The sequence below is a fragment of the Micromonospora sp. DT81.3 genome (assembly GCF_049847225.1).
In the GTDB taxonomy this organism is placed as follows: Bacteria; Actinomycetota; Actinomycetes; order Actinomycetales; family Microbacteriaceae; genus Microbacterium.
Genome location: NZ_JBNCNY010000001.1, coordinates 201,054 through 223,095, shown reverse-complemented (window position 1 = coordinate 223,095; position 22,042 = coordinate 201,054). Strand labels below are relative to the sequence as shown.

Sequence of the window (22,042 nt, the reverse complement as noted above, 5' to 3'; positions counted from 1 at the left end):
GGAAACGTGCGCACACACCGCGCAATCGATCTCGCGCGCGGCGCGACTAGCGAAAACCCGATTGGCCCGTCGCGGCATCCGTCAGTGGTCGCCAAGTGCGGGCGCACCCGCTGTGCACCCACGATCGGCGACCACCGAAGTCGGTCGACGGCCCGCGGCTTTCCGGGCTTTCGAGTGGCCCGTTCCTGCAGCTCCTGCCGAGCGGCTACTGACGCGCGGCCCGCTGCTCGCGTTTGCGACCGGCGCGGGCGATCAGGTAGAGCACCGAACCGACAACGACGTACCCGACTGATCCGAGCCAGACGATGCCGGACTGCTGCGCGAGCAGCACGAGGCTGGCGATGATCGCGAGCACGGGCACGATCCGGGGCACGGAGAAGTGGGCGTGGTCGACCTTGTCCTTCTTCAGGACCAGCAGGCTGACGTTGGCGGAGAGGAACACCAGGATCAGCAGCAGCACCGTGGTCTCGGCGAGCGTCGAGACGTCTCCGATGAGGGTCAGGCCGATCGTGGCCGCCGCCACGACGACGATCGAGACCCACGGCGTGCGGCGGTTCGGCAGCACGCGGGCGAAGGCGTGTGGAAGGAGATCGGCCTCCGCCAGGCCGTAGCCGACGCGGCTCGCCATCACCATGAACAGCAGGGCGCCGTTCGCGATGGCGACCAGCGCGATCAGGCCGAACAGCCACTCCGGGATCGGCACGCCGCTGCCCGCCACGACATCCAGCAGCGGTCCGGTCGACTCCGCGAGTTCGGCCGGGGGCAGCACGATGACCGCACCGATGGCGATCAGCAGGTAGACGACCGCGGCTGTGGCGATAGCCCCGAAGAGCGCCCGGGGGTACGCCTTCGACGGGTTGCGCACCTCCTCTGCCATGTTGGCGGCGGCCTCGAACCCGAGGAAGGAGAAGAAGGCGACGATGGATGCCGCGAACGCGCCCTGCAGCGGCGCCACATCCGGTGCGAACTCGATCAGGCGGCTGGGGTCGCCGTTGCCGCTGCCGAACACGATCCCGGCCACGACGATGACGATCACGAGCCCGCTCACCTCGATGATGGAGGCGATGAGGTTCGCCGTCAGCGACTCGCGGACACCGCGGAGGTTGATCAACGTGAGCAGGATGATGAAGATGACCGCTGCAGGAGCGGAGGGCACGTCGATGAGCGCGGCCAGGTAGTCGCCGGCGAACGCGTTCGCGAGGGCTGCGGCGGTCGTGATGCCGGAAGCCATCATGAGGAAGCCGACGAGGAAGGACAGATACGGGATGCCGAAGGCCCGGTCGACGTACCGTGCGGCACCGCCGGCGTGCGGATACTTCGTGATGAGCTCCGCGTAGGTGCCCGCCGTCAGCAGGGCCACGACCAGCGCGATGAGCAACGGCAGCCAGATCACGCCTCCGACGTCGGTGGCCATGGAACCCACGAGTGTGTAGATGCCGGCTCCGAGCGTGTCGCCGACGATGAAGGCGAAGAGCAGGGGTGTGCCGACAGCACGCTTGAGCCCGAGTTCGGCACTCGGCGGGGTCGCGGCGATGTCTTGAACCATTGGACTACTTCACCGGTCGGGACCGTGCGGCGCAACCCCTGGACGAATTCCGGCATCCGAATTTACCGGTCGGAAACGTGGATCCCGGGTTTAGCATGTTGGCGAGGCCGTCGACGTCCTCCATCGAGAGAGGGCCTGGTGCGACGGCCGTCCACCGTGGAGGAGCCTGTCGATGAAGAAGTTCCGTGGCACCCGTCTGACCGCCTTGATGGCCATTGCGTCGGCCCTCGTGATTGCCGCTCCGGCCGGCATTGCGACAGCAGACGCGGGCACAAGCGTCGGTTCGGCATCGGCGAGCGCCGACCGAGGCAGCAAGAATCCCGGCACGTACAGCAATCCGCTGCAGCCCGTGGTGCCCGGAGACGGGGTGGTGGAGAGCTGCGCGGATCCGAACGTGCTGCAGGGTCAGCGCCCCGGGGACACCACGTGGTATCTCTACTGCACGACCGACCCGCTCAACGACGAAGACGTCGATGCCGCCGGCAACCCCGTCTTCCATAGGGTTCCCACCATGACGTCGGAGAATCTCGTCGACTGGACATACGTGGGCGATGCGTTCGCCGGGCTGCCGAGCTGGGCGGATCCGACTTCGGCGATCTGGGCGCCGGACGTCGTCTACTCCAGCACCTTCGACAAGTACTACATGTTCGTCGTCGTGACGAACACGACGACCGCGGTGAGCGGACGGGACTGCGACAACGACAGCGCCATCGGCGTCGCAACCAGTGCAGGCCCGACCGGCCCCTGGACATACTCGGAGACCCCCGTGGTCGCCCCGCGGGCGAGGGGCGGGGGCTGCGACTTCCTGTGGACCTACGATCCCGACGTGCTGGGCGATTCCATCACCGACTCGGGCATCCTCTACTACGGCAGCTACAACGGCGGGATCTTCGGCACCACGCTCCAGCTGACCGCGAACGGCGCCACCGCCGATACCGCCGGTGCGACGATGGTCACGATCGACAACAAGTACGAGGGCGCCAACGTCGTTGAGAAGGACGGCTACTACTACCTGTTCGTCTCCGCCACGAATTGCTGCAACGGTGCGCTGACCGGCTACAGCGTCTTCGTCGGCCGATCGACCGATCCGCTGGGACCGTACGTCGATCGCGAGGGTGTGTCGCTGCTCGCCGAGCTCACAGGCGGAACCCCGTTCCTCACGATGAACGGCAACCGCTGGGTCGGTACCGGGCACAACACCGTGTTCCAGGACGCCAACGGCGACTGGTGGACGATCTACCACGCCGTCGATCAGCAGGATCCGTTCTACGCCTTCGATCCCGGGTTCACCAAGCGCCCCGCATTGCTCGACGCGGTCGACTGGGTCGACGGATGGCCGACGGTGAACGGGGGCAGCGGCGCTTCCGTCGACAAGGAGTTCGCGCCGGCAGGGCAGCCGGGGCAGGTCTCCCGCCACAAGTACCGCCCCGACGTGGTGCAGGACCCGAAGCGCCTGCTGGCCGAGTACTCCGATGAGTTCGACGGCATCGCGCTCAGCGGAGCGTGGGCGTGGCAGCGCGAGGACATCGCGCCGACGGCAACCGTGGAGGGAGGCGTGCTGCGCATCCCGGTGCAGGTGGGTGCCGATCTGTACGTCGGATCGAACAACGCTGCCGTGCTTCTTCGCGACGCGCCCAGCGGCGACTACGTGATCGAGACGAAGCTGCGCGTGGATGTGCCCCCGGGATGCTGCTTCAACTACGCCCAGGCCGGCATCCTCGCGTACGGGAGCGACGACGACTACATCAAGCTCACCGAGACATCGATCTGGAACACCCGTCAGACGGAGTTCGCGAAGGAGATCTCGTCGGCACCGGAGGGCTGGGCGCTGTACGGCAACACCGTCGTGGGCCCCCCCGGCGACGAGTGGACTTACCTGCGGATCGTCGTGCAGCGCCTCTCCGGACCAGAGCAACGTGAGGCGGGCGGAGACACGCACGGTTACACGGCGTACACCAGCAGCGATGGGCAGACGTGGGTGAAGGGCGGCACGTGGACGCATGACCTGGGCCAGGATGCGCAGATCGCGCTGGCCGCGTACGGTCTGCAGGACCCCGACGGCGAGGGACCGGCGGTGCCGCCGTCCCTGACCGCTGAGTTCGACTACGTTCGCGTCTCGACCGTGAAGGAGCGCAAGCTGCGCTGATGTTCACTCGCGGCCGCGGGGAGCCCGACCAGGGGCTCCCTCGGCCGCGAACCGATCGAGGGCGTCCGACAGCGCGCTGCACGAGCGCGGCCCCCCATGTCCCTCATCCTCGATGATCGTCAGCGTGCTCGCGGGCCACGCCCGGTGGAGCCGCCAGGCGGTGATCGGGGGTCCGCTGATGTCGCGGCGACCGTGGACGAGTGCGGCCGGGATGTGACGGATCTCGTCGATCCGGGGGAGCACGGCCATCTCGCCGGGCAGGAAGGCGTCGTTGCTCCAGAAGTGCGTGACGAGGGTCGCGAATGCTTCTCGCTCAGCGAGGTCCGTGTGACCGCGATGCCGGGATTCCGGGTGATCGAGGGAGACGTGCACACCCTCCCAGGTGTCCCAGTCCCGTGCCGCCGCCTCCCGGTCGGTGGACTCCCCGCCGGCGAGCCGTCGGGCGTAGGCGTCCACGATCCGTTCGCCGCCAACCCGATCCGACGCTCGTTCGAACGCCGCCCATTCTTCCGGGAAGATGCGACCGACCCCTTCGGTGATCCACTCCACCTCTTCCCGGCTCGTGGTCGTCACGGCCGTCAGGGCGAGCGCGCGCACCCGGTCCGGATGCTCCAGCGCGTACGCCAGCGCGAGGGTGGTTCCCCATGACATCCCGGCGACGACCCAGCGCTCGACTCCGAGCGCATCGCGCACCGCCTCGATGTCCGCGATGAGCTGCTGGGTGGTGTGCGACGCGAGCGTGTCTCTCGCGTCGAGGATGTTCGGTCGGCTTCGCCCGCTGCCCCGCTGGTCGATCCCGATGAGCCGGTAACGGTCCGGGTCGAACATGCTTCGATGCCAGCCATCTCCGAGGGAGCCTCCCGGGCCGCCGTGCAGCCAGAGTGCGGGCACGCCGTCCGGGGTGCCCGACTCTTCCCAATAGATGGATGCGCCGCCGTCGGCAGCGATCGCTCCGTGTGCGTAGGGCGCGGGATGCGCGTGGGTCATCGTTCCAAGGTACCGAGGCGGCGGTGGTGGGACGATCGGCCGGGCGGGCCCACTGGCACTGATTCTCCGACCCCGAGGCAGCACCCGATCCTTCGCGCTGCACGTCTCTGCACGCGCGGTTCAGGTTGATGCCGCGCATGCCGCAATGTGCAGCGCGAACGGCGGGCGCCGCATCCGCTCGTTTCGGTCGCCGAGCGCCCTTCGTCTCCCTTCGCTGGCTCAGGGACCGTGTACTGAACAAACGCGGTTCCCATCCCGGTCGTTGAGCGAACGACGGGAGCCGAACCACCGGCACTTCGCATTGCTCGCTTGACGGATGCTCCCGATCGGCCCATACTCGTGTCAGGATAATCGATTTACCACTCCAAAGACGTAGGGACCTCGACGTGGCCAGAGCTCGCATCTCGGATGTCGCCGCCGCCGCGGGCGTGTCTGCGACGACCGTGTCACTGGTTCTCAACGACGTGGAATCGCGCATCTCCGAGAGCACGCGGCAGAGAGTGCGCGAGGCCGCGCTGTCCGTGGGATACACGCCGAGTTCCGTGGCGCGCGGCCTGCGCATGCAGCGCACCCGCACGGTCGGGCTCATCTCCGACGTGATCGCGACCACGCCGTTCGCGGGCCGCATGCTCGCCGGCGCACAGGACGTCGCCCGTGAACACGGCTACCTGGTCTTCCTCGTCGACACCGGCGCCGACAAGGGCCTGGAGCGTGACGCGATCGCGGCGCTGACCGCGCAGCAGGTCGAGGCCATGATCTACGCGTGCATGTGGCACCAGGTCATCGTGCCGCCCGCGGGCCTGCCCGACAACACCGTCTTCCTGGACTGCACCCCCGAAGGGGGGAGTGCCCGCAGTGTCGTTCCCGACGACCGGGCCGGCGGGGCCGCCGCGGTTCGCGAGCTGCTCGCCGCGGGGCACCGACGCATCGCCTACCTCGACACCGACGACCGGGTGGTCGTCGCGTCGCGCCTGCGCCATGAGGGGTATCTCGAGGCCCTCGCCGAGGCGGGGGTCGAGGCGGACCCGGCCCTCCACGTACGCGGCGACGACTCCTCGCCGCACGGAAGCCGCAACGCGGCGGACCCGCTCCTGGACCTTCCAGAGGAACAGCGCCCGACGGCGATCTTCTGCTTCAACGACCGCATGGCGGTGGGCGCCTACTGGGCCGCCCGCCGGCGCGGACTCGACATCCCGCGTGACCTGTCGATCGTCGGCTACGACGATCAGCAGCTGATCGCGCCGGACCAAGACCCCCCCTTGACCACCATCGCGCTGCCCCATTACGAAATGGGCCGCTGGGCGATGGAGGTCGCGCTCGGCGTCCGCGCGGAAGGGGACTCGGACGCCACGCACCTGATGGAGTGTCCCGTCATCCGACGAGACTCTGTTGGCCCGCCGCCGGCGAAAGTCGGCTAAACCCAAACCGGCGACGGGTTTCACAACACCGAAAGGCCGCCATCGGCGGTCTCCGATCGGGTCGACGCGGGCGTCGGCCACAACAAAAGGAAACCACACATGAAGCGCAGGACTGCGCCGATCTTCGTATCGGCAGGCCTCGTCGGGGTGCTCGCCCTGACCGGCTGCGGACAGGCTGGCCAGGACACCACCACGGCGGACGGCAAGACCGAGCTGTCCATGTGGACCCACTCCGCGGGCAACCCCGCCGAGCTCGCGGTCTACGAGAAGATCATCGAGGACTTCAACGCCTCGCAGGACGAGTACACCGTCGTGAACGAGGCGTTCCCGCAGGGCGCCTACAACGACGCGATCGTGGCGGCCGCCGCATCCGGCGACCTGCCGTGCCTCCTGGATCTCGACGGCCCGATCATGCCCAACTGGGCATGGGCCGAGTACCTGCAGCCGCTCGAGCTGCCGACCGAGATCACCGACAGCCTCCTCCCCACCGCGGTCGGAGTGTGGAACGACGAGATCTACTCCGCCGGGTACTGGGACGCCGCGCTCTCGATCTTCGCCCGCAAGTCGGTGCTCGAGGAGAACGGGATCCGGATCCCCTCCATCGACGAACCGTGGACTCAGGAAGAGTTCGATTCCGCCCTGGCCACCCTCAAGTCCGCCGGCTACGAGACCCCGATCGACATCGGCGCCGAAGACGCCGGCGAGTGGTGGCCGTACGCCTACTCGCCGATGCTGCAGAGCTTCGGCGGCGACCTGATCGACCGGGACACGATGCTCACGGCGGACGGCGCGCTCAACGGACCGGAGGCGGTCGCGTGGGGCGAGTGGTTCCAGGGTCTCTTCGAGAAGGGCTACGCCTCCAACGGCGGGACCGTCGGCAACCAGGAGTTCGTGGACGACGAGGTGGCCCTCAGCTACACCGGCGTGTGGAACGCCCTCGCCTCACTCGACGCCATCGGCGATGACCTCCTCATCCTGCCCCCGCCGGACCTCGGCAACGGCCCGAAGATCGGCGGCGGCTCGTGGCAGTGGGGGATCTCATCCGGGTGCGCGGACGCCGATGGCGCCCGGGAGTACCTCGAGTTCAGCTTCAAGGACGAGTACATCACCCAGTTCGCCGACACCCAGATCGTGATCCCGGCGACGGAGGGTGCGGCGGCCGCATCGAAGTACTTCGGCGAGAACGGCGTCCTGCGCCCGTTCGTGGAGCTGTCGCAGAACTATGCGGTCCTGCGCCCGGAGACACCCGCCTACGCGGTCATCTCCAGCACCTTCCAGACCGCCGCGAAGGACATCATGAACGGCGCCGACGTGCAGAGCACGCTCGACACCGCCGTGAGCGACATCGATGCCAACATCGAGTCCAACGACGGGTACGGATTCCAGTAGAGAGCGGGTGGGGGGCGCCCTGCGCCTCCCGCCGTTCCTCCTGAATCCCAGGTGATCCCATGACTGTCACGCCTCCCACGGTCGCCGCGGAAACCCCGCGACGCTCGCTCCGCCGCTTCCGCTCCATCAGGGGGCGAGAGACCTGGGCCGGACTCGGCATGATCGCGCCGGCCGCGATCCTGCTCGTGCTCTTCCTCATCATCCCGGTGATCCTGGCGTTCGCGCTCTCGTTCACGAACGCCCGGCTCATCTCGCCGAATCCTCCGAGGCTCGTCGGATTCGACAACTTCGCCCGGGCGTTCACCGATCCGGTGTTCCTGCAATCCGTCGGGAACACGTTCGTGTTCGCCCTCGTCGTCGTCCCCGTCCAGGCCGGCTTCGCGCTGCTGCTCGCGGTCCTTGTGAATCGCAGCCTGCGCGGGGTCACTTTCTTCCGCGTCATCTTCTTCATCCCCGTCGTCACCTCGATCGTCGTGGTGTCGATCCTGTGGAAGTTCATGTACCAGGAGAACGGCTTGATCAACTCCATGATCAACACCGTCACCTTCGGGGCATGGTCGGGAATGGACTGGCTGAACGACCCGAACACCGCCCTCGGCGCCATCATCGTCCTCTCGATCTGGCAGGCCGTCGGCTTCCACATGATCATCTGGCTCTCCGGGCTTCAGACGATCCCCGAGGAGCTGTACGAAGCCGCGCGGATGGATGGCGCCAGCCACTGGCAGCAGTTCGCCAACGTGACGTGGCCGGGACTTCGTCCGACGATGGTCTTCGTGCTCGTCACGATCACGATCCAGGCGCTCGGACTGTTCGTCCAGATCAATGTGATGACGCAGGGCGGCCCCGTCAACTCGACGTCGTCGATCGTCTACTACGCCGTCCGCAAGGGATCCCAGCAGCAGGAGATCGGCTACGCATCCGCGATCTCGCTCATCTTCTTCGTGGCGGTGCTGATCATCGCACTCATTCAGCGACGCCTGACCCGAGAGAAGGCTTGACATGGCCATCGACCAGTCCACCCGCCCCGACACCGGCGCGAAGCCCGCGCCACGCCCCCGCACGGAGAAGAGCCGGCGGCGCGGGGGGAAGATCTTCTCCTACATCGTCATGTCGCTCCTGGCGCTGTTCTTCCTCTTCCCGCTCGTGTACATGTTCGTCTCGAGCCTGAAGCCGGACGCCCAGATCCTGCAGGACATCGACTCGCCCCAGGCCTTCCTGCCGGTCGGCGACATCAGCCTCGACAACTACTTCGGTGTCTTCGAACGCGTGCCCTTCGCGCAGTTCCTGTTCAACTCGGTGCTGATCACCGTGCTCACGGTGGGCCTGGGGCTGATCGTCAACTCGATGGCGGGCTTCGCCCTCTCCCGGCTCGAGTGGAAGGGACGGGTCGTCGTCCTGGCGGTGGTCATCGCCACGCTGATCGTCCCGTTCGAGACGATCGCCGTGCCGATGGTCTACTGGGTCGCCCAGCTGCCCACCCTCGTCTTCGAGGGCGGCGTGCTGAAGTACGACTTCGGCTGGCTGAACACGTACCAGGTGCAGATCGTGCCCTTCATCGCCAACGCGTTCTCGATCTTCCTGTTCGCCCAGTACTTCTCGACCATCCCCAAATCGCTCGACGAAGCGGCACGCATCGACGGCGCCAGCTGGTTCGCGATCTACCGCCGCATCATCGTGCCGCTCTCGGGCCCCGCGTTCGCGACCGTCGCGATCCTCACCTTCCTGCCCGCGTGGAACCAGTACCTCTGGCCGCTCATGGTCGTGCAGAAAGAGGAGCTGCGCCCCGTGATGGTCGGCGTGCAGTACTTCTTCCAGCTGAACGCGGCCTGGGGCGAGGTGATGGCGTACACCTCCTTGATCACCATCCCGGTGCTCATCATGTTCCTGATCTTCCAGAGGGCGTTCGTGAGCAGCATCGCCTCGAGCGGGGTGAAGGGGTGAGCTTCGAGCGGAAGGACGAGAGAACGCCGGGCGACCCGGATGCGCGCGTGGTGGTGGTCGGCGAGGCCCTCGTCGATATCGTGCACCGCGCCGACGGCTCCGTCGATGAAGCGCCGGGGGGAAGCCCAGCCAACGTCGCGCTGACCCTCGGGCGCCTCGGCCGCGCTCCCCGCCTGGTGACCCGCCTGGCGGATGACGCGCACGGGCGTGCCGTGCGCGCCTGGCTCGAGCGCTCCGGGGTCACCGTCGAGGCAGTCGACGCGCCTCGGACGGCGACCGCCACCGCCCATCTGGATGCGACGGGTGCCGCCACCTACGAGTTCGACATCGACTGGGCGCTGGATGGGGCGCCCATCCCCGTCGCGGACGTGCTGCACGTCGGCTCCGTGGCCGCCCTGCTCCAACCGGGTGCCGACGACGTCTCGCGGCTGGTCGATGAGCTGCGAGGGTCGGCGACGATCACGTACGACCCCAACATCCGTCCGTCGCTTCTTCCGGATGCCGCGGCCGCGCGCACCCGGGTGGAGTCCCTCGTCGCGCGGGCGGACGTCGTCAAGGCGAGCGACGAGGACCTGCGGTGGCTGCATCCGGGTGAGGACCCGGTCGCGGCCGCGACCCGGTGGCAGCGCTCGGGGCCCGCCGTGGTCGTCGTGACCACCGGCGGGGATGGCGCCTTCGCCGTCACGGGTGCGGGCGCGGTACGCGTCCCGGCGGTTCCCACGTCGGTCATCGACACGGTCGGCGCCGGCGACACCTTCATGGGCGCCCTTATCGACGGCGTGATCGAGGCGGGGCTCTCCGGCGCCGGCCGGCGGGCGGATCTCCGCGACATCGATCACTCCGTTCTCGAGGCCGTCCTGCGGCGGTGCGCCACGGCCGCCGGGATCACCGTGTCGCGACCGGGTGCCGATCCACCATGGCGTTCCGACCTGACCTCCCACCTCTCACCGCGGTCCGCTCCGACCGCATCAGCGAAGGGCTGAACATTGTTCGACCTCCCCGGTTCGTGGGTCTGGGACTTCTGGTTCGCCGACGACGGCGACCGCTACCACCTGTTCTTCCTCTATGCGTCGCGCGCCCTGCAGGATCCCGACGCCCGGCACTACCGCGCTTCCATCGGACACGCGGTGTCGACCGATCTCGTGGAGTGGACCCAGGTCGCCGACGCGCTCGTGCGCAGCGACGCCCCCGCCTTCGACGATCTCGCGACGTGGACGGGGTCGACGCTCCGGCACCCGGACGGCACGTGGTTCATGTTCTACACGGGCTCCTCGCTCGCGCCGAACGGCAAGAACGTGCAGCGCATCGGCTACGCGACATCCCCGGACCTCACGGTGTGGACGAAGGCGCGCGGCCCCGTGCTCGAGGCCCGCGGCCCGTGGTACGAGACCCTGGAGTCGGAGGCCTGGCAGGACGAGGCGTTCCGCGACCCGTGGGTGTTCCCCGATCCCGACGGCGACGGCTGGCACATGCTCGTGACGGCGCGGGCGCCCGAGGGTCCCATCGACGGGCGCGGCGTGATCGGTCACGCGTGGTCGCCGGACCTCCGCACGTGGGAGCTGCGGCCACCGCTCAGTGCTCCGAGCCACCACGGCTTCGGTCAGCTCGAGGTCACGCAGGTCGAGGTCGTCGATGGCCGCCCGGTGCTGATCTTCTCGTGCCTGGCGGACCAGGCGATGCCGTCCAGGGCGGCCACCCGCGGCGGCACATGGGCCGTACCGGCCGGGAACGTTCTCGGTCCATTCGACATCGACGCCGCCTACCCGGTGACCGACGACTCCTTCTATGTCGGACGCCTGCTTCGTCGCCGTGACGACGGGCGGTGGATGCTCTTCGCCTTCCACCACACCGGAACGGACGGAGGCTTCGTCGGCGGAGTGAGCGACCCGATGCCGGTGGGGTGGGACGGCGATCGCCTCGCGATCCTCGACGCCGCGGCATCCGATGGCGTCCCGATGTCGGGCCGCAGTCAGGATGAATCGCCGGGTGACGGGATGCGAGAGCTCCCGACACCGTTCTCAGCCTGAACGCGGCCCGGCTCGGGCGGCTGGGCTGAGCAGACGGCGATCGGGACGGGGGTCAGGTCGATGAACCCGCGAAGAACCGGAGGGCACCCTCGCGGAACACCCGCGATCCGGGCGCGTTGAAGTGATGCCGGCCCGGAATCTCGACGAACTCACCCCGCGGCGCGGCCGACGCGAGCCGCCGCGACGGTTCGAGGATCGCGTCGTCGCTTCCCGTCGCGAACAGCACCGGCTGCTGTGGCGGCCGGGCCGGGTCGGGGTCGGCATCCCCGAGGCGCATGCCCTCGGCCAGCGCGACCAGCACGCGGATGTCGTTGCCCGGCACCCGCTCGGCGAGGGTCACGTAGTTCTGCGTGACCCGGTCCTCGATCGGGGTGCCCCTCTCGGCGAACGCCCTGGCCTGCTCGATGTCCAGCCGCGCCAGCGGGCGCCCGTCCGGTATCCCGCCCAGCACGCCGCGCGAGACGCGGTCCGGCGCATCCACCAGCAGCTGCCACCCCACGCGACCGCCCAGCGAGTAGCCAGCATAGAGAACGCTGTCGAGCAGGTACGTCTCGAGCACGATCAGCAGATCGCCGACGAGCGCGTCCATGGTGTAGTCGTGCGGATCGTGCGGTTTGTCGCTCTGTCCGTGCCCCCGCTGGTCGACCCCCAGCACCCGGAAACCGGCCCGGGTGAGGTCACGGACCCAGCCCGTGTTCACCCAGTTGTCGCGGCAGTTGGAGGCGAAGCCGTGCACACAGAGAACGGTGGGCGCCGCGCTGTCTCCCCAGGAATAGGTCGCGATGCGATGTCCCTCGGGCGACATGACGAACTGCGGGGACGGCATCTCGGTCAAGAGTGACGCGTCGGGGCTCATGCGGTCCATTGTGCCCTCCCGTGCGGCCCTGCTCGGAGTCCTACCCGATCGGGTAGGACGAACGGGTCGGACGAGTGATCGCCTAGACAGGCTCGGGCGGTGAGGCTTGCTGTCGCGGGGTGAACCCGCGGGACGGAAGGACGATGATGTCTGCCAACAGAGCGGTCGCATACGAGGGTCCGGGTGTCGTCAAGGTGATCGACACGGATTACCCGGAATTCGAACTCCACGACGGTCCCGGGGTGAATCCGGCCAATGTCGGGAGGAAGATCCCGCACGGGGCGATCCTGCGGACGGTCGCGACGAACATCTGCGGATCGGATCAGCACATGGTGCGCGGGCGGACCACCGCGCCGGCGGGCCTCGTGCTCGGGCACGAGATCACCGGAGAGGTCGTCGAAGTCGGTCCGGATGTCGAGTTCATCAAGGTGGGTGACATCGTCTCGGTGCCGTTCAACATCGCGTGCGGGCGCTGCCGCAACTGCAAGGAGGGCAAGACCGGGATCTGCCTCAACGTCAATCCCGATCGCCCCGGCAGCGCCTACGGGTACGTCGACATGGGCGGCTGGGTCGGCGGCCAGGCGGAGTACGTGCTGGTGCCGTACGCCGACTGGAACCTGCTGCGCTTCCCGGACCGCGATCAGGCGCTGGAGAAGATCCTCGACCTCGCCATGCTCTCCGACATCTTCCCGACGGGGTTCCACGGGGCGGTGACCGCCGGGGTGGGCGTCGGCTCGACCGTGTACATCGCAGGCGCCGGACCGGTCGGCCTGGCGGCGGCCGCAAGCGCGCATCTGCTGGGTGCGGCCGTCGTGATCGTCGGCGATCTGAACGAAGAACGGCTGGCGCAGGCGCGCAGCTTCGGGTGTGAGACCGTCAACGTCGGCGAGGGCTCCGTGCCCGATCAGCTCGAGCAGCTTCTGGGTGTTCCGGAGGTGGATGCCGCGGTGGACGCCGTCGGCTTCGAGGCGCGCAGCGAGGGGCACGGAGCAGACGCGAAGGAGGCGCCGGCAACGGTACTCAATTCGCTGATGGGCGTCACCGCCGCCGGAGGAGCCATCGGCATCCCCGGGCTGTATGTCACGGGGGATCCGGGGGCGGTGGACGACGCAGCCAAGGTCGGATCGCTCTCGATCAGCCTGGGCACCGGCTGGGCGAAGTCGCTCTCGTTCACCACCGGGCAATGTCCCGTCATGCGCTACAACCGCCGGCTGATGATGGCGATCCTGCACGACAAGGTGCACATCGCCGATGCCGTCAACGCGAGGGCCATCACCCTCGATGAGGCGCCGCAGGGCTACGCCGAGTTCGACGCCGGTGCGGCGACCAAGTACGTGCTGAACCCCAACGGCTACATCGCCGCCTGATCACTGATTCACGCAACCCACGACAAGGAGCACCACCATGACCGGATTGACCCTCGCCGATGCCCGCACGATCATCGCCGCCGCAGAGAAGCGCGCCGACGAGATCGGGCAGCCGATGAACATCGCCGTCGTCGACAGCGGCGGAAACCTCGTCTCCCACGTGCGCCAGGACGGCGCCTGGATCGGCAGCATCGACATCTCCATCAGCAAGGCCTGGACGTCGCGGGCCTTCGACATCCAGACGAAGGACCTCGGCGACAACGCCCAGCCGACCCAGCAGTTCTTCGGCATCCACACGACCAACGGCGGCAAGGTCGCCATCTTCGCCGGCGGCGTGCCACTGCTGCGCGACGGTGTTGTCGTCGGGGGACTGGGTGTCAGCGGCGGCTCCGGCGAGCAGGACCAGACGGTCGCCGAGGCGGGCGCCGCGGCGCTGTAAGCGGGCTCGGGCTCGGCGGCTCCCCACCCTTTTGGGTGGGGAGCCGCCGAAGTAGGTTGAGGTCATGAGCATCGACGAAGTCGCCACAGGATCTCGTCGCCAGCTGGTGGATCACGCGCGAACGGTCGCCGAGCAGGCCGACCAGCACGCGGTCACCCTCGAATCGATGCTGGCCATCCTGCGATCGCCGCGGCTGGGTGACCGCGCGGCCCGGACCGCCGCCATCGACACGGCGACGACCGCCCTGATCGGGCTGCGCACCGCCACCGACGAACAGCGCAGCTCGATGCTCGAGCCCGTCACCGGCGCATTCCGGCGCCTGCGCGACGACCTCGGGCCGTTGACGAGGTTCGGACACCTCGAGGTCGAACTCGTCGAGCCGCCGGCCTCGGGTCGCGCGCTTCCTGGTGAGGTCGCGCACGGGGCGCGCGCCATGGTGCGCACGGCGGTGCTGGCACTCGTCGACCGAGGCGACGCGCACCGTGTCCGCATCCAGTGGGACTGCGACGGGCTCAACCTCCTGGTCGGCATCCGCGACGACGGCCGGGGCGAGCTCTCGGTGCACGATGACTGGCTCCGTCCCATCGCCGAGCGGGTGGCCGCGCTCGACGGGGTGCTGGCAGTGACGTCGACGCCGGGATGGGGCTCGTCCATCGACGTGCGCCTGCCGCTGGATCCGCGGCCAGAGCCGCATCCGCTCGCCGACCTGATCCCGCTCACGAGCCGCGAGAAGGACGTGCTGCGCCTCGTCGCCTCCGGCGCACGCAACCACGCCATCGCCCGGGAGCTGATGATCAGCGACAACACGGTCAAGTTCCACGTGTCGAATCTGCTGCGCAAGACCGGCGCGGCCACCCGTTCGGAACTCGCCGCGCTCGCCGTCTCGCACTATGAGCACGACGACCCCCGGCGCGCGTACCCCTGAGCCTCGCCCTCGGCGGCGCGCATCCCGACACTTCTCAGAGCGCCCTTCGCTTGCGGCTGCACTTGTCTGAGCGCGCTGCGTGAATCGGCGGAGCGTGCGCAGGAATCAGCAGCGCGAGCCGGAGTGGCGGGTCGGGATCTCCCCGGGGGTGGCCGGTGAGGGCTCGCCGGGGTGGCGGCTCAGATCTCGCGGGGGTGCCGGTCAAGATCCCGCCCCAGGGTCGGTCAGGAACGCGAGGCGTGTGACCCCGAGCTCAGCCCGGAAGGGCGGCCTCGTCGCCGAGGCGCGCGACGGCGGCCTGGATCGCGACGGCGGCGGCGCCGCGCGCCCACGCGCCGAAGCCGGCTCGATCGACGAGGATCTCGACGGGGTTCGCGAGCGGGTCGCGATCGGCGGCGGCGGCATCTCGAACGGCGTCCTCCGCGATCTCCCACAGCCCGAGGCCCTCTCCGGCGAGGACGACGGTGGGCTGCATGGTGAGGTTCGCCGCCAGGGCGATCAGCCGACCGAGGCCACGTGCCCCGGCATCCACCACCGCGCCCGCCGCGGGGTGACCGTCCCTCGCCATGGTGAGCACCTCGTCATAGTCGACGGGTCTTCCCACGGCCGCCTGCAGCTGCGCGCACATGCCGACCGATGTGATCAGCGCGCTCGAGCAGCCGCGGTGACCCTCCGGGCAGAGCGGCCCGGTGGGATCGAGCGGGATGTGACCGCCCAGCCCCACGCCCGCCTCGCGGGTGTGCACGGACTCGCCGCCGACGACGAGGCCGTAGCCGACGCCGGCGCCGACGGTGATGACGGAGAAACCAGAACGGCCCCGCCCTGCGCCGAACCAGCGCTCGGCCTCGACCAGAGCCACGACGTCGTTCTCGACGGCGACGGGAAGTCCGCAGGCCCGCTGGAGCTCGACACCCAGGTCGACGCCGTTCCACCCGAGGAACGGCGCCCGGAGAACGCGGCCCTCGTCATCGACGACTCCACCCAGGCTCACACCCACCCCCAGGACCGGCGGAAAGTTCTCGGCCAGAGCGGTGATCGTCTCGGCGAGCTGCGCCACGACCGCCTCGGGCGCCCTGTCGGTCACCGCGATGTCGTGCTGGGAGACAGCGCGGGCGCGCGCGTCGGTGAGCACGACGAAGGCGGTGTCGCCGGTGATCTTGATGCCGATGAAGGAGCCGAGGTCGGGCGTGATGTCGAGGGGGCGGACGGGCCGCCCGACGGCGCCCGAGCCGGCGTCCTCCACCTCCACGAAGAGTCCGCGCTCGAGGAAGGGCTTGGCCAGACGGGTCAGGCTCGCGGGGGAGAGGCCGAGCCGGCGCCCCAGCTCCCCGCGCGCGATGGGGCCGTGGATGAGCACTTCGCGTGCGAGCGCGTCCTGACTGTCCGTGAGCATCCGCACCCCTTTCGTTCCATCTTGGCACCAATTGCCCGCTCAATGCGGCTGAAACGCGCGAAGGTTTGCCTCTTGACGGTGAATTAGTTCCGCGGTAGAAATAATGCGTGGCGAATATCACCCAGCGGAGCGCGGAAGAGCGTGTGCAGCAAGCGAAGTCCGAGCATCCGGCGGACACGCTGCACTTGACCCGTGCGGGCACCAGCGTCGTCGTCGACCTGGGTGAGGGCGGCCCCGCGATCGTGCACTGGGGAGAGGCCCTTGCTTCTTCGACCTCCGCCTCGCTCGCCTCCCTCGCCGCAGCCGCCCGGCCGCAGCGCGTATCGGGTGGCCTCGACACGACGGGGCGGCTGAGCCTCGTCTCCACGGGGCCGACCGGCTGGCTCGGCACTCCCGGCATCGAGGGTCACCGCAACGGCGCCGGTGACAGCGTGCGGTTCGAGGTCGCCGGGGTGCAGGCGAACGACCACCGCGCCACCATCTCGCTCGTCGACGGCGAAGCGCGCCTCGCGGCGCAGGTCGAGCTTCGCATCGGATCCGGCGGACTCTTCCACCAGCGCATCCACCTGCGCAACACCGGCGAGACGCCGTACACCGTGCAGAACCTGCAGGCCGCCTTCCCCGTGCCGTGGGATGCCACCGAGCTGCTCGACACCACCGGTCGCCACCTGCGCGAGCGGGCGCCTCAGCGCCGGGACTTCACCTTCGGAACGCACCTGCGCGAGAGTCGGCGGGGACGACCCGGTGCGGATGCGACCCTGCTGCTGGCCGCCGGTCGCCCCGGGTTCGGCTTCGAGCAGGGCCGGGTGCACGGCATCCACGTGGCATGGAGCGGCAACCACCGCGCGCTCGCCGAGCGAGTCGTCACGGGCGAGGCGTTCCTGGCCGGGGGCGAGCTGCTGATGCCGGGCGAGCTGATCCTGGCTCCGGGCGAGTCGACGCAGACACCCTGGGTGATCGGGTCGTGGGGAGACGGCCTGACGGAGCTCTCCGCCCGCTTCCACAGCGAGTGGCGCGCCCGCCCGCAGCACCCGCGGCGGCCGAGGCCCGTGACGCTGAACACCTGGGAAGCCGTGTACTTCGATCACACGCTCGACAAGCTGACGGCGCTGGCGGATGCCGCGGCCGGCGTCGGCGTCGAGCGCTATGTGCTCGACGACGGCTGGTTCAGCGGTCGCCGCGACGATACGGCGGGCCTCGGCGACTGGTTCGTCGACGAGAGCGTGTGGCCGGAGGGGCTGCACCCCCTGATCGACCACGTGAACGAACTGGGGATGGAGTTCGGGCTCTGGGTCGAGCCGGAGATGATCAACCCCGAGAGCGAACTCGCCCGCCGGCATCCCGATTGGATCCTGCGCGGCCGCATGGATCTTCCCCCGTCGGCGCGCCACCAGCAGGTGCTGGATCTCGCTCATCCGGAGGCCTACGCCTACATCGCCGGGCGCCTGCACGCGCTGCTCGGGGAGTACCCGATCGCCTACCTCAAGTGGGACCACAACCGCGACCTCGTCGACGCCGGCAGCGGCCCCGGCGGAGTGGCGAGGGTGCACGCGCACACCCTCGCCGTGTACCGGCTGCTCGACGAGCTCAAGGCGGAGCACCCGGGACTCGAGATCGAAAGCTGCGCATCGGGAGGCGCGCGTGTCGATCTCGGCATCCTCGACCGCACCGACCGCGTCTGGACGAGCGACAGCCTCGACCCGCTCGAGCGCCTCACCAACCAGCGCTACACGACCCTCGTCGTGCCTCCGGAGCTGATGGGGATGCACCTCACCAGCCCGGTCGTGCACTCCTCCGGGCGCACGGTCTCGCTCGGGCTGAGCGGTGCGGTCGCACTCTTCGGACACTTCGGCATCGAATGGGACCTGACGTCGGTCGACGCCGGCACGCGGGACGAGATCGCCTCATGGGTCGAGCTCGCGAAGCGGCTGCGGCCGCTGATCGCCTCCGGTCGCGTGGTGCACGTCGACGGCACCGATCCCGGTATCGACGTGCGCGGGATGATCGCCGCGGATGCGGCATCCGCCGTCTTCACGATCACTCAGACCGAGACATCCATCGCCTACCCGGCGGGTCGGGTGCGGCTGCCGGGGCTGGCGCCGGATCGCCACTATCGCGTCCGGGCGATCCGAACCGCCGACGAGGCGAACGATCCCGGCCAGTCGCCGCTCGCGTGGACGCAGCACGACACCACCCTCACCGGCCGGGAGCTCGAGGCGATCGGGCTCCGACCGCCGGTGCAGTTCCCCCAGCAAGCCACCGTCGTCGAACTGACGTCGGTTTCCTGAACACCGAACACCGACCATCGACCACCACGCCGCACACCACCGAAAACCACCGAACACCGGACAGCACCGAACACCGGGCACCAAGCGCAAGGAGGCGCACACATGAGAATGAGACACCGAAAGTCCGTCCGGGCGGTCGCGGTGCTCGCCGCGGCGGGCATCACGATCGGCTTGGGCGGCTGCGCGAGCAACGCCGGAGACGGCGTCACCACCCTGAACTTCTTCCAGTTCAAGGGCGAGGCGCTCGAGGACTTCAACGAGATCATCGCGGGCTTCGAGGCGGAGAATCCCGACATCCGGGTCGTCCAGAATCAGGTGGCGGATGCCGACACCATCATCCGGACGCTCCTGGTCAAGGACAAGGCGCCCGACGTCATCACCCTCAACGCCAACGGCGGGTTCGGCAAGCTCGCCCAGTCGGGGGTGTTCTACGACTTCTCCGACGAACCGGTGCTGCAGACGATCAACCCCGCCGTGCAGGAGATCCTCGCCGATCTCGGCAACAAGGAGGGCGAGGTCAACGGCCTCGGATACGTCAACAACGCCAACGGAGTGATCTACAACCAGGAGATCTTCGAGGAGCAGGGCCTCGAGGTCCCCGAGACGTGGGACGAGTTCATCGCGGTGTGCGACGCACTCGCCGCCGCCGGCATCACGCCGTTCTACGGGACGCTCGCCGACTCGTGGACGGGGCTGCCCTCCTTCAACGCGCTGGGCGCGTACCCGTCGCAGGGCGACTTCTGGGATCAGATGCGCGCCGAGGGCGAGAACGTCGGCCCCGATTCGTCCGTCTCGTTCCAGAAGGACTTCCCCGAGGCGATGGACCAGCAGTACCAGCTCTTCTCCTACATGCAGAAGGGATACCGGGGCAAGACGTACGACGAGGGCAACGCCGCGTTCGCGAACGGCGAGGTGGCGATGCTCCTTCAGGGCATCTGGGCGATCAACCCGGTGAAGGCGGTCAATCCCGACATCAAGGCGGCCATCTTCCCCTACCCCGCCGTCGACGACCCCGATGACCGGCTGCTCGTCTCGGGCGTGGACGTCGTCGTCACGATGGGTGAGAACACCCCGCACCGAGAAGAGGTTCTGCGCTTCATCGACTACATGTTCGAGAAGGACGTCATCGAGCAGTTCGCGGCATCCCAGAACATGGTGCCCTCCGTCGAAGGCGCCGAGATCAGCGACGACCCGTCGCTCCAATCCGTGAAGCCCTACTTCGACGAGGGCAGGATCACCGGCTTCATCGATCACCAGATCCCGCCGAGCATCCCGCTCGCCGCGATCGACCAGCAGTTCCTTTTCAGCGGCGACGCAGAGGCGGCGCTCGCCACGCTCGACCGCGAGTGGGCAAAGGTTGCCGCTCGCACGATTCCTGTGACAGGAGAGTGACATGACGACCACCACAGAGGCCGTGCGTGCCTCGTCGACCGGCGGCACCGCGGAACGGCGGGCCGCGCGCACGCGAGCCGGCGGCGACCGGGCACCGGCCGCGTTCTACTGGATGGTGTGGCCGGCGGTGATCGCATTCGCCGCCTTCCACACACTCCCGGTGCTCGTGGGCATCTTCTTCAGCTTCACGAACTATCCGGGTTACGGCGACTGGAACTTCATCGGCATCTCCAACTACATCAACCTGTTCAAGGACGACAGGGTGCTGCACGCCTACGGGTTCTCGTTCCTGTTCGCGATCGTCGCGACGATCCTGACGAACGTGATCTCGCTGGCGATCGCCCTCGGCCTGAACGCCAAGATCAAGGCGCGGAACTTCTGGCGGGGCGTGTACTTCGTGCCCTATGTCCTGGCAGTCCTCGTGATCGGGTACGTGTTCCAGTTCTTCTTCTCGAACTCGCTTCCGAAGATCCTGGCCGGCATCCCGCTCTTCGCCGACAACATCCTGACGAACGAGACCTGGTCCTGGACCGCGATCGTCGCCCTCGGCGTCTGGCAGGCCTGCGCGTTCGCTATCATCATCTACCTCTCCGGGCTGCAGACGATCCCATCAGAGCTGTACGAAGCGGCATCCATCGACGGCGCCAAGCCGTGGCGCCAGTTCACCTCGATCACGTTCCCTCTGATCAGCGCGTTCTTCACGATCAACGTCGTGCTGAGCCTGAAGGGGTTCCTGCAGGTGTTCGACCAGGTCGTCGCCCTCACCAACGGCGGCCCCGGAACCGCGACAGAGTCGGTGACCCTGCTCATCTTCCGGGGCGGTTTCACCGGCGGCGAATTCGCCTACCAGACGGCGAACGCCGTGGTCTTCTTCATCGTGATCACGATCGTCTCGCTGCTGCAATTCCGTGTCCTTCAGCGCAGAGAGGCCGATTTCTGATGACCACCACGACCAACACCGCGGCGCAGCTCGAGCAGGACGTCGCCGCAATCGACCAGCCCCGACGTCAACGGCGCGTTTCCCGCGACGCCGAGGACACCCGCAAGACGAACTGGTGGGCGACGGCTCTCATCGCCGTCTGCTCGCTGACCGTCTTGATCCCGCTCTACCTCGCCGTCGTCGTGGCGCTCAAGACGCCGGCGCAGCTCACCGAAGGGACGGGCTTCGAGTGGCCCGATCCGGTGCGGTGGGAGAACTTCCCGGAGGCGTGGCAGCGCACCAATTTCGGTCAGGCCCTCGCGAACACCGCGCTGATCACCGTCGGGGCCGTGGTCTTCACGCTCCTGACGAGCTCGATCGTCTCCTACGCGATCGCGCGCAATGTGCACCGGCCGTTCTTCAAGGGAGTGTTCTTCTACTTCCTGGCGGCCCTGTTCATCCCGTTCCCGATCATCATGCTGCCGCTCGTGAAGCAGACGGCGATCCTGGGGCTGGACAACCAGGCCGGGATGATCATCCTCTACACGATCTACGGGCTGTCGCTGAACATCTTCATCTACACCGCCTACATCCGCTCGATCCCGATCGAGCTGGAAGAAGCGGCGCGGATGGACGGCGCCTCGACGTGGCGGGTGTTCCGGTCGATCATCTTCCCGCTGCTCATGCCGATGAACGCCACGGTCGGCATCCTCACGTGCGTGTGGGCGTGGAACGACTTCATCATGCCGCTCGTGGTGCTCACCTCGCCGAGCGCCCGCACGCTGCCGCTGGCACAGTACGTGTTCCAGGGGCAGTTCAACACCGACTACACGGTCGCCTTCGCGTCGTACCTGATGGCGATGGCGCCCCTGCTGATCGTCTACATCTTCTCTCAGCGCTGGGTGATCTCCGGCGTCACACGGGGATCGATCAAGTAGGGCGGATTCCGGGGGGGTGCGCGGTCCGATCGGGCCGTGGACCCGCCCGGCTCCGTGTCCGCCGGATGCCG

Annotated in this window: 18 protein-coding genes; 14 read left to right on the top strand and 4 right to left on the bottom strand. The window is 68.4% G+C overall.

The window, feature by feature from the left end; translation table 11 throughout:
* Positions 1 to 205: 205 nt before the first annotated feature.
* Entirely contained in the window at positions 206 to 1,546 is a 1,341-nt protein-coding gene (locus ACPW96_RS01100; protein ID WP_425881697.1) for an APC family permease, read from the bottom strand.
* A gap of 172 nt (positions 1,547 to 1,718) precedes the next feature.
* Between ACPW96_RS01100 and ACPW96_RS01095 the strand changes: the two genes are divergently transcribed.
* Positions 1,719 to 3,692 carry a family 43 glycosylhydrolase gene (locus ACPW96_RS01095; protein WP_425881696.1) on the top strand — a complete coding sequence of 658 codons (1,974 nt, stop codon included), beginning with the start codon at positions 1,719 to 1,721 and terminating at the stop codon, positions 3,690 to 3,692.
* Between the two features lie 3 nt (positions 3,693 to 3,695).
* Here ACPW96_RS01095 and pip read toward each other — a convergent pair whose 3' ends face one another.
* Complete coding sequence (gene pip / locus ACPW96_RS01090; protein WP_425881695.1) at positions 3,696 to 4,679, bottom strand: prolyl aminopeptidase; 984 nt, start codon at positions 4,677 to 4,679, stop codon at positions 3,696 to 3,698.
* 386 nt (positions 4,680 to 5,065) lie between these two features.
* On the opposite strand from pip, the gene ACPW96_RS01085 reads away from it, so the two are divergent.
* The 6 genes from ACPW96_RS01085 to ACPW96_RS01060 all read left to right on the top strand — a co-directional run bounded on the left by ACPW96_RS01085 (position 5,066) and on the right by ACPW96_RS01060 (position 11,454).
* Positions 5,066 to 6,097 carry a LacI family DNA-binding transcriptional regulator gene (locus ACPW96_RS01085; protein ID WP_425881694.1) on the top strand — a complete coding sequence of 344 codons (1,032 nt, stop codon included), beginning with the start codon at positions 5,066 to 5,068 and terminating at the stop codon, positions 6,095 to 6,097.
* Between the two features lie 99 nt (positions 6,098 to 6,196).
* The gene (locus ACPW96_RS01080; protein ID WP_425881693.1) at positions 6,197 to 7,486 is read left to right on the top strand and encodes a sugar ABC transporter substrate-binding protein; all 1,290 of its coding nucleotides are present in this window, start codon (positions 6,197 to 6,199) and stop codon (positions 7,484 to 7,486) included.
* A gap of 59 nt (positions 7,487 to 7,545) precedes the next feature.
* The gene (locus ACPW96_RS01075) at positions 7,546 to 8,484 is read left to right on the top strand and encodes a carbohydrate ABC transporter permease (RefSeq protein ID WP_425881692.1); all 939 of its coding nucleotides are present in this window, start codon (positions 7,546 to 7,548) and stop codon (positions 8,482 to 8,484) included.
* Between the two features lies 1 nt (position 8,485).
* Positions 8,486 to 9,427, top strand: coding sequence for a carbohydrate ABC transporter permease (locus ACPW96_RS01070; protein WP_425881691.1), 942 nt, complete (start codon positions 8,486 to 8,488; stop codon positions 9,425 to 9,427).
* Positions 9,424 to 10,410, top strand: coding sequence for a carbohydrate kinase family protein (locus ACPW96_RS01065; protein WP_425881690.1), 987 nt, complete (start codon positions 9,424 to 9,426; stop codon positions 10,408 to 10,410). Before ACPW96_RS01070 ends, ACPW96_RS01065 begins: the two co-directional genes overlap by 4 nt.
* A gap of 3 nt (positions 10,411 to 10,413) precedes the next feature.
* On the top strand, positions 10,414 to 11,454 hold the full coding sequence (locus ACPW96_RS01060; protein ID WP_425881689.1) for a family 43 glycosylhydrolase: 1,041 nt from the start codon (positions 10,414 to 10,416) through the stop codon (positions 11,452 to 11,454).
* A 52-nt stretch (positions 11,455 to 11,506) separates the two neighbouring features.
* On the opposite strand, the gene ACPW96_RS01055 is transcribed toward ACPW96_RS01060, so the two are convergent.
* Positions 11,507 to 12,310 (bottom strand): alpha/beta fold hydrolase, encoded by an 804-nt coding sequence (locus ACPW96_RS01055; RefSeq protein WP_425881688.1) that lies wholly within the window; start codon positions 12,308 to 12,310, stop codon positions 11,507 to 11,509.
* 146 nt (positions 12,311 to 12,456) lie between these two features.
* Between ACPW96_RS01055 and fdhA the strand changes: the two genes are divergently transcribed.
* The 3 genes from fdhA to ACPW96_RS01040 all read left to right on the top strand — a co-directional run bounded on the left by fdhA (position 12,457) and on the right by ACPW96_RS01040 (position 15,041).
* On the top strand, positions 12,457 to 13,677 hold the full coding sequence (fdhA, locus tag ACPW96_RS01050) for a formaldehyde dehydrogenase, glutathione-independent (protein ID WP_425881687.1): 1,221 nt from the start codon (positions 12,457 to 12,459) through the stop codon (positions 13,675 to 13,677).
* 37 nt (positions 13,678 to 13,714) lie between these two features.
* On the top strand, positions 13,715 to 14,116 hold the full coding sequence (locus ACPW96_RS01045; RefSeq protein WP_425822521.1) for a GlcG/HbpS family heme-binding protein: 402 nt from the start codon (positions 13,715 to 13,717) through the stop codon (positions 14,114 to 14,116).
* A 64-nt stretch (positions 14,117 to 14,180) separates the two neighbouring features.
* Complete coding sequence (locus ACPW96_RS01040; RefSeq protein WP_425881686.1) at positions 14,181 to 15,041, top strand: LuxR C-terminal-related transcriptional regulator; 861 nt, start codon at positions 14,181 to 14,183, stop codon at positions 15,039 to 15,041.
* 253 nt (positions 15,042 to 15,294) lie between these two features.
* Here ACPW96_RS01040 and ACPW96_RS01035 read toward each other — a convergent pair whose 3' ends face one another.
* The gene (locus ACPW96_RS01035) at positions 15,295 to 16,434 is read right to left on the bottom strand and encodes an ROK family protein (protein WP_425881685.1); all 1,140 of its coding nucleotides are present in this window, start codon (positions 16,432 to 16,434) and stop codon (positions 15,295 to 15,297) included.
* A gap of 107 nt (positions 16,435 to 16,541) precedes the next feature.
* Here ACPW96_RS01035 and ACPW96_RS01030 point away from each other — a divergent pair, with 107 nt between their 5' ends.
* The 4 genes from ACPW96_RS01030 to ACPW96_RS01015 all read left to right on the top strand — a co-directional run bounded on the left by ACPW96_RS01030 (position 16,542) and on the right by ACPW96_RS01015 (position 21,971).
* Positions 16,542 to 18,722, top strand: a complete 2,181-nt coding sequence (locus ACPW96_RS01030) for an alpha-galactosidase (protein ID WP_425881684.1) — start codon at positions 16,542 to 16,544, stop codon at positions 18,720 to 18,722.
* A gap of 102 nt (positions 18,723 to 18,824) precedes the next feature.
* Positions 18,825 to 20,114, top strand: coding sequence for an ABC transporter substrate-binding protein (locus ACPW96_RS01025; RefSeq protein WP_425881683.1), 1,290 nt, complete (start codon positions 18,825 to 18,827; stop codon positions 20,112 to 20,114).
* Position 20,115: 1 nt separating this feature from the next.
* Complete coding sequence (locus ACPW96_RS01020) at positions 20,116 to 21,054, top strand: carbohydrate ABC transporter permease (protein ID WP_425822529.1); 939 nt, start codon at positions 20,116 to 20,118, stop codon at positions 21,052 to 21,054.
* Positions 21,054 to 21,971 carry a carbohydrate ABC transporter permease gene (locus tag ACPW96_RS01015; RefSeq protein WP_425822531.1) on the top strand — a complete coding sequence of 306 codons (918 nt, stop codon included), beginning with the start codon at positions 21,054 to 21,056 and terminating at the stop codon, positions 21,969 to 21,971. The genes ACPW96_RS01020 and ACPW96_RS01015 overlap by 1 nt, the downstream gene beginning before the upstream one ends.
* Positions 21,972 to 22,042 lie beyond the last annotated feature (71 nt).

Excerpts from the sequence above, each read along its gene's own strand:
- ACPW96_RS01025 (WP_425881683.1), top strand. The coding sequence starts at position 18,825 with ATGAGAATGAGACACCGAAAGTCCGTCCGGGCGGTCGCGGTGCTCGCC.
- fdhA (WP_425881687.1), top strand. The coding sequence starts at position 12,457 with ATGTCTGCCAACAGAGCGGTCGCATACGAGGGTCCGGGTGTCGTCAAG.
- ACPW96_RS01055 (WP_425881688.1), bottom strand. The coding sequence starts at position 12,310 with ATGAGCCCCGACGCGTCACTCTTGACCGAGATGCCGTCCCCGCAGTTC.
- ACPW96_RS01070 (WP_425881691.1), top strand. The coding sequence starts at position 8,486 with ATGGCCATCGACCAGTCCACCCGCCCCGACACCGGCGCGAAGCCCGCG.
- ACPW96_RS01020 (WP_425822529.1), top strand. The coding sequence starts at position 20,116 with ATGACGACCACCACAGAGGCCGTGCGTGCCTCGTCGACCGGCGGCACC.
- ACPW96_RS01100 (WP_425881697.1), bottom strand. The coding sequence starts at position 1,546 with ATGGTTCAAGACATCGCCGCGACCCCGCCGAGTGCCGAACTCGGGCTC.
- ACPW96_RS01080 (WP_425881693.1), top strand. The coding sequence starts at position 6,197 with ATGAAGCGCAGGACTGCGCCGATCTTCGTATCGGCAGGCCTCGTCGGG.
- ACPW96_RS01075 (WP_425881692.1), top strand. The coding sequence starts at position 7,546 with ATGACTGTCACGCCTCCCACGGTCGCCGCGGAAACCCCGCGACGCTCG.
- ACPW96_RS01040 (WP_425881686.1), top strand. The coding sequence starts at position 14,181 with ATGAGCATCGACGAAGTCGCCACAGGATCTCGTCGCCAGCTGGTGGAT.
- pip (WP_425881695.1), bottom strand. The coding sequence starts at position 4,679 with ATGACCCACGCGCATCCCGCGCCCTACGCACACGGAGCGATCGCTGCC.
- ACPW96_RS01035 (WP_425881685.1), bottom strand. The coding sequence starts at position 16,434 with ATGCTCACGGACAGTCAGGACGCGCTCGCACGCGAAGTGCTCATCCAC.
- ACPW96_RS01095 (WP_425881696.1), top strand. The coding sequence starts at position 1,719 with ATGAAGAAGTTCCGTGGCACCCGTCTGACCGCCTTGATGGCCATTGCG.
- ACPW96_RS01015 (WP_425822531.1), top strand. The coding sequence starts at position 21,054 with ATGACCACCACGACCAACACCGCGGCGCAGCTCGAGCAGGACGTCGCC.
- ACPW96_RS01045 (WP_425822521.1), top strand. The coding sequence starts at position 13,715 with ATGACCGGATTGACCCTCGCCGATGCCCGCACGATCATCGCCGCCGCA.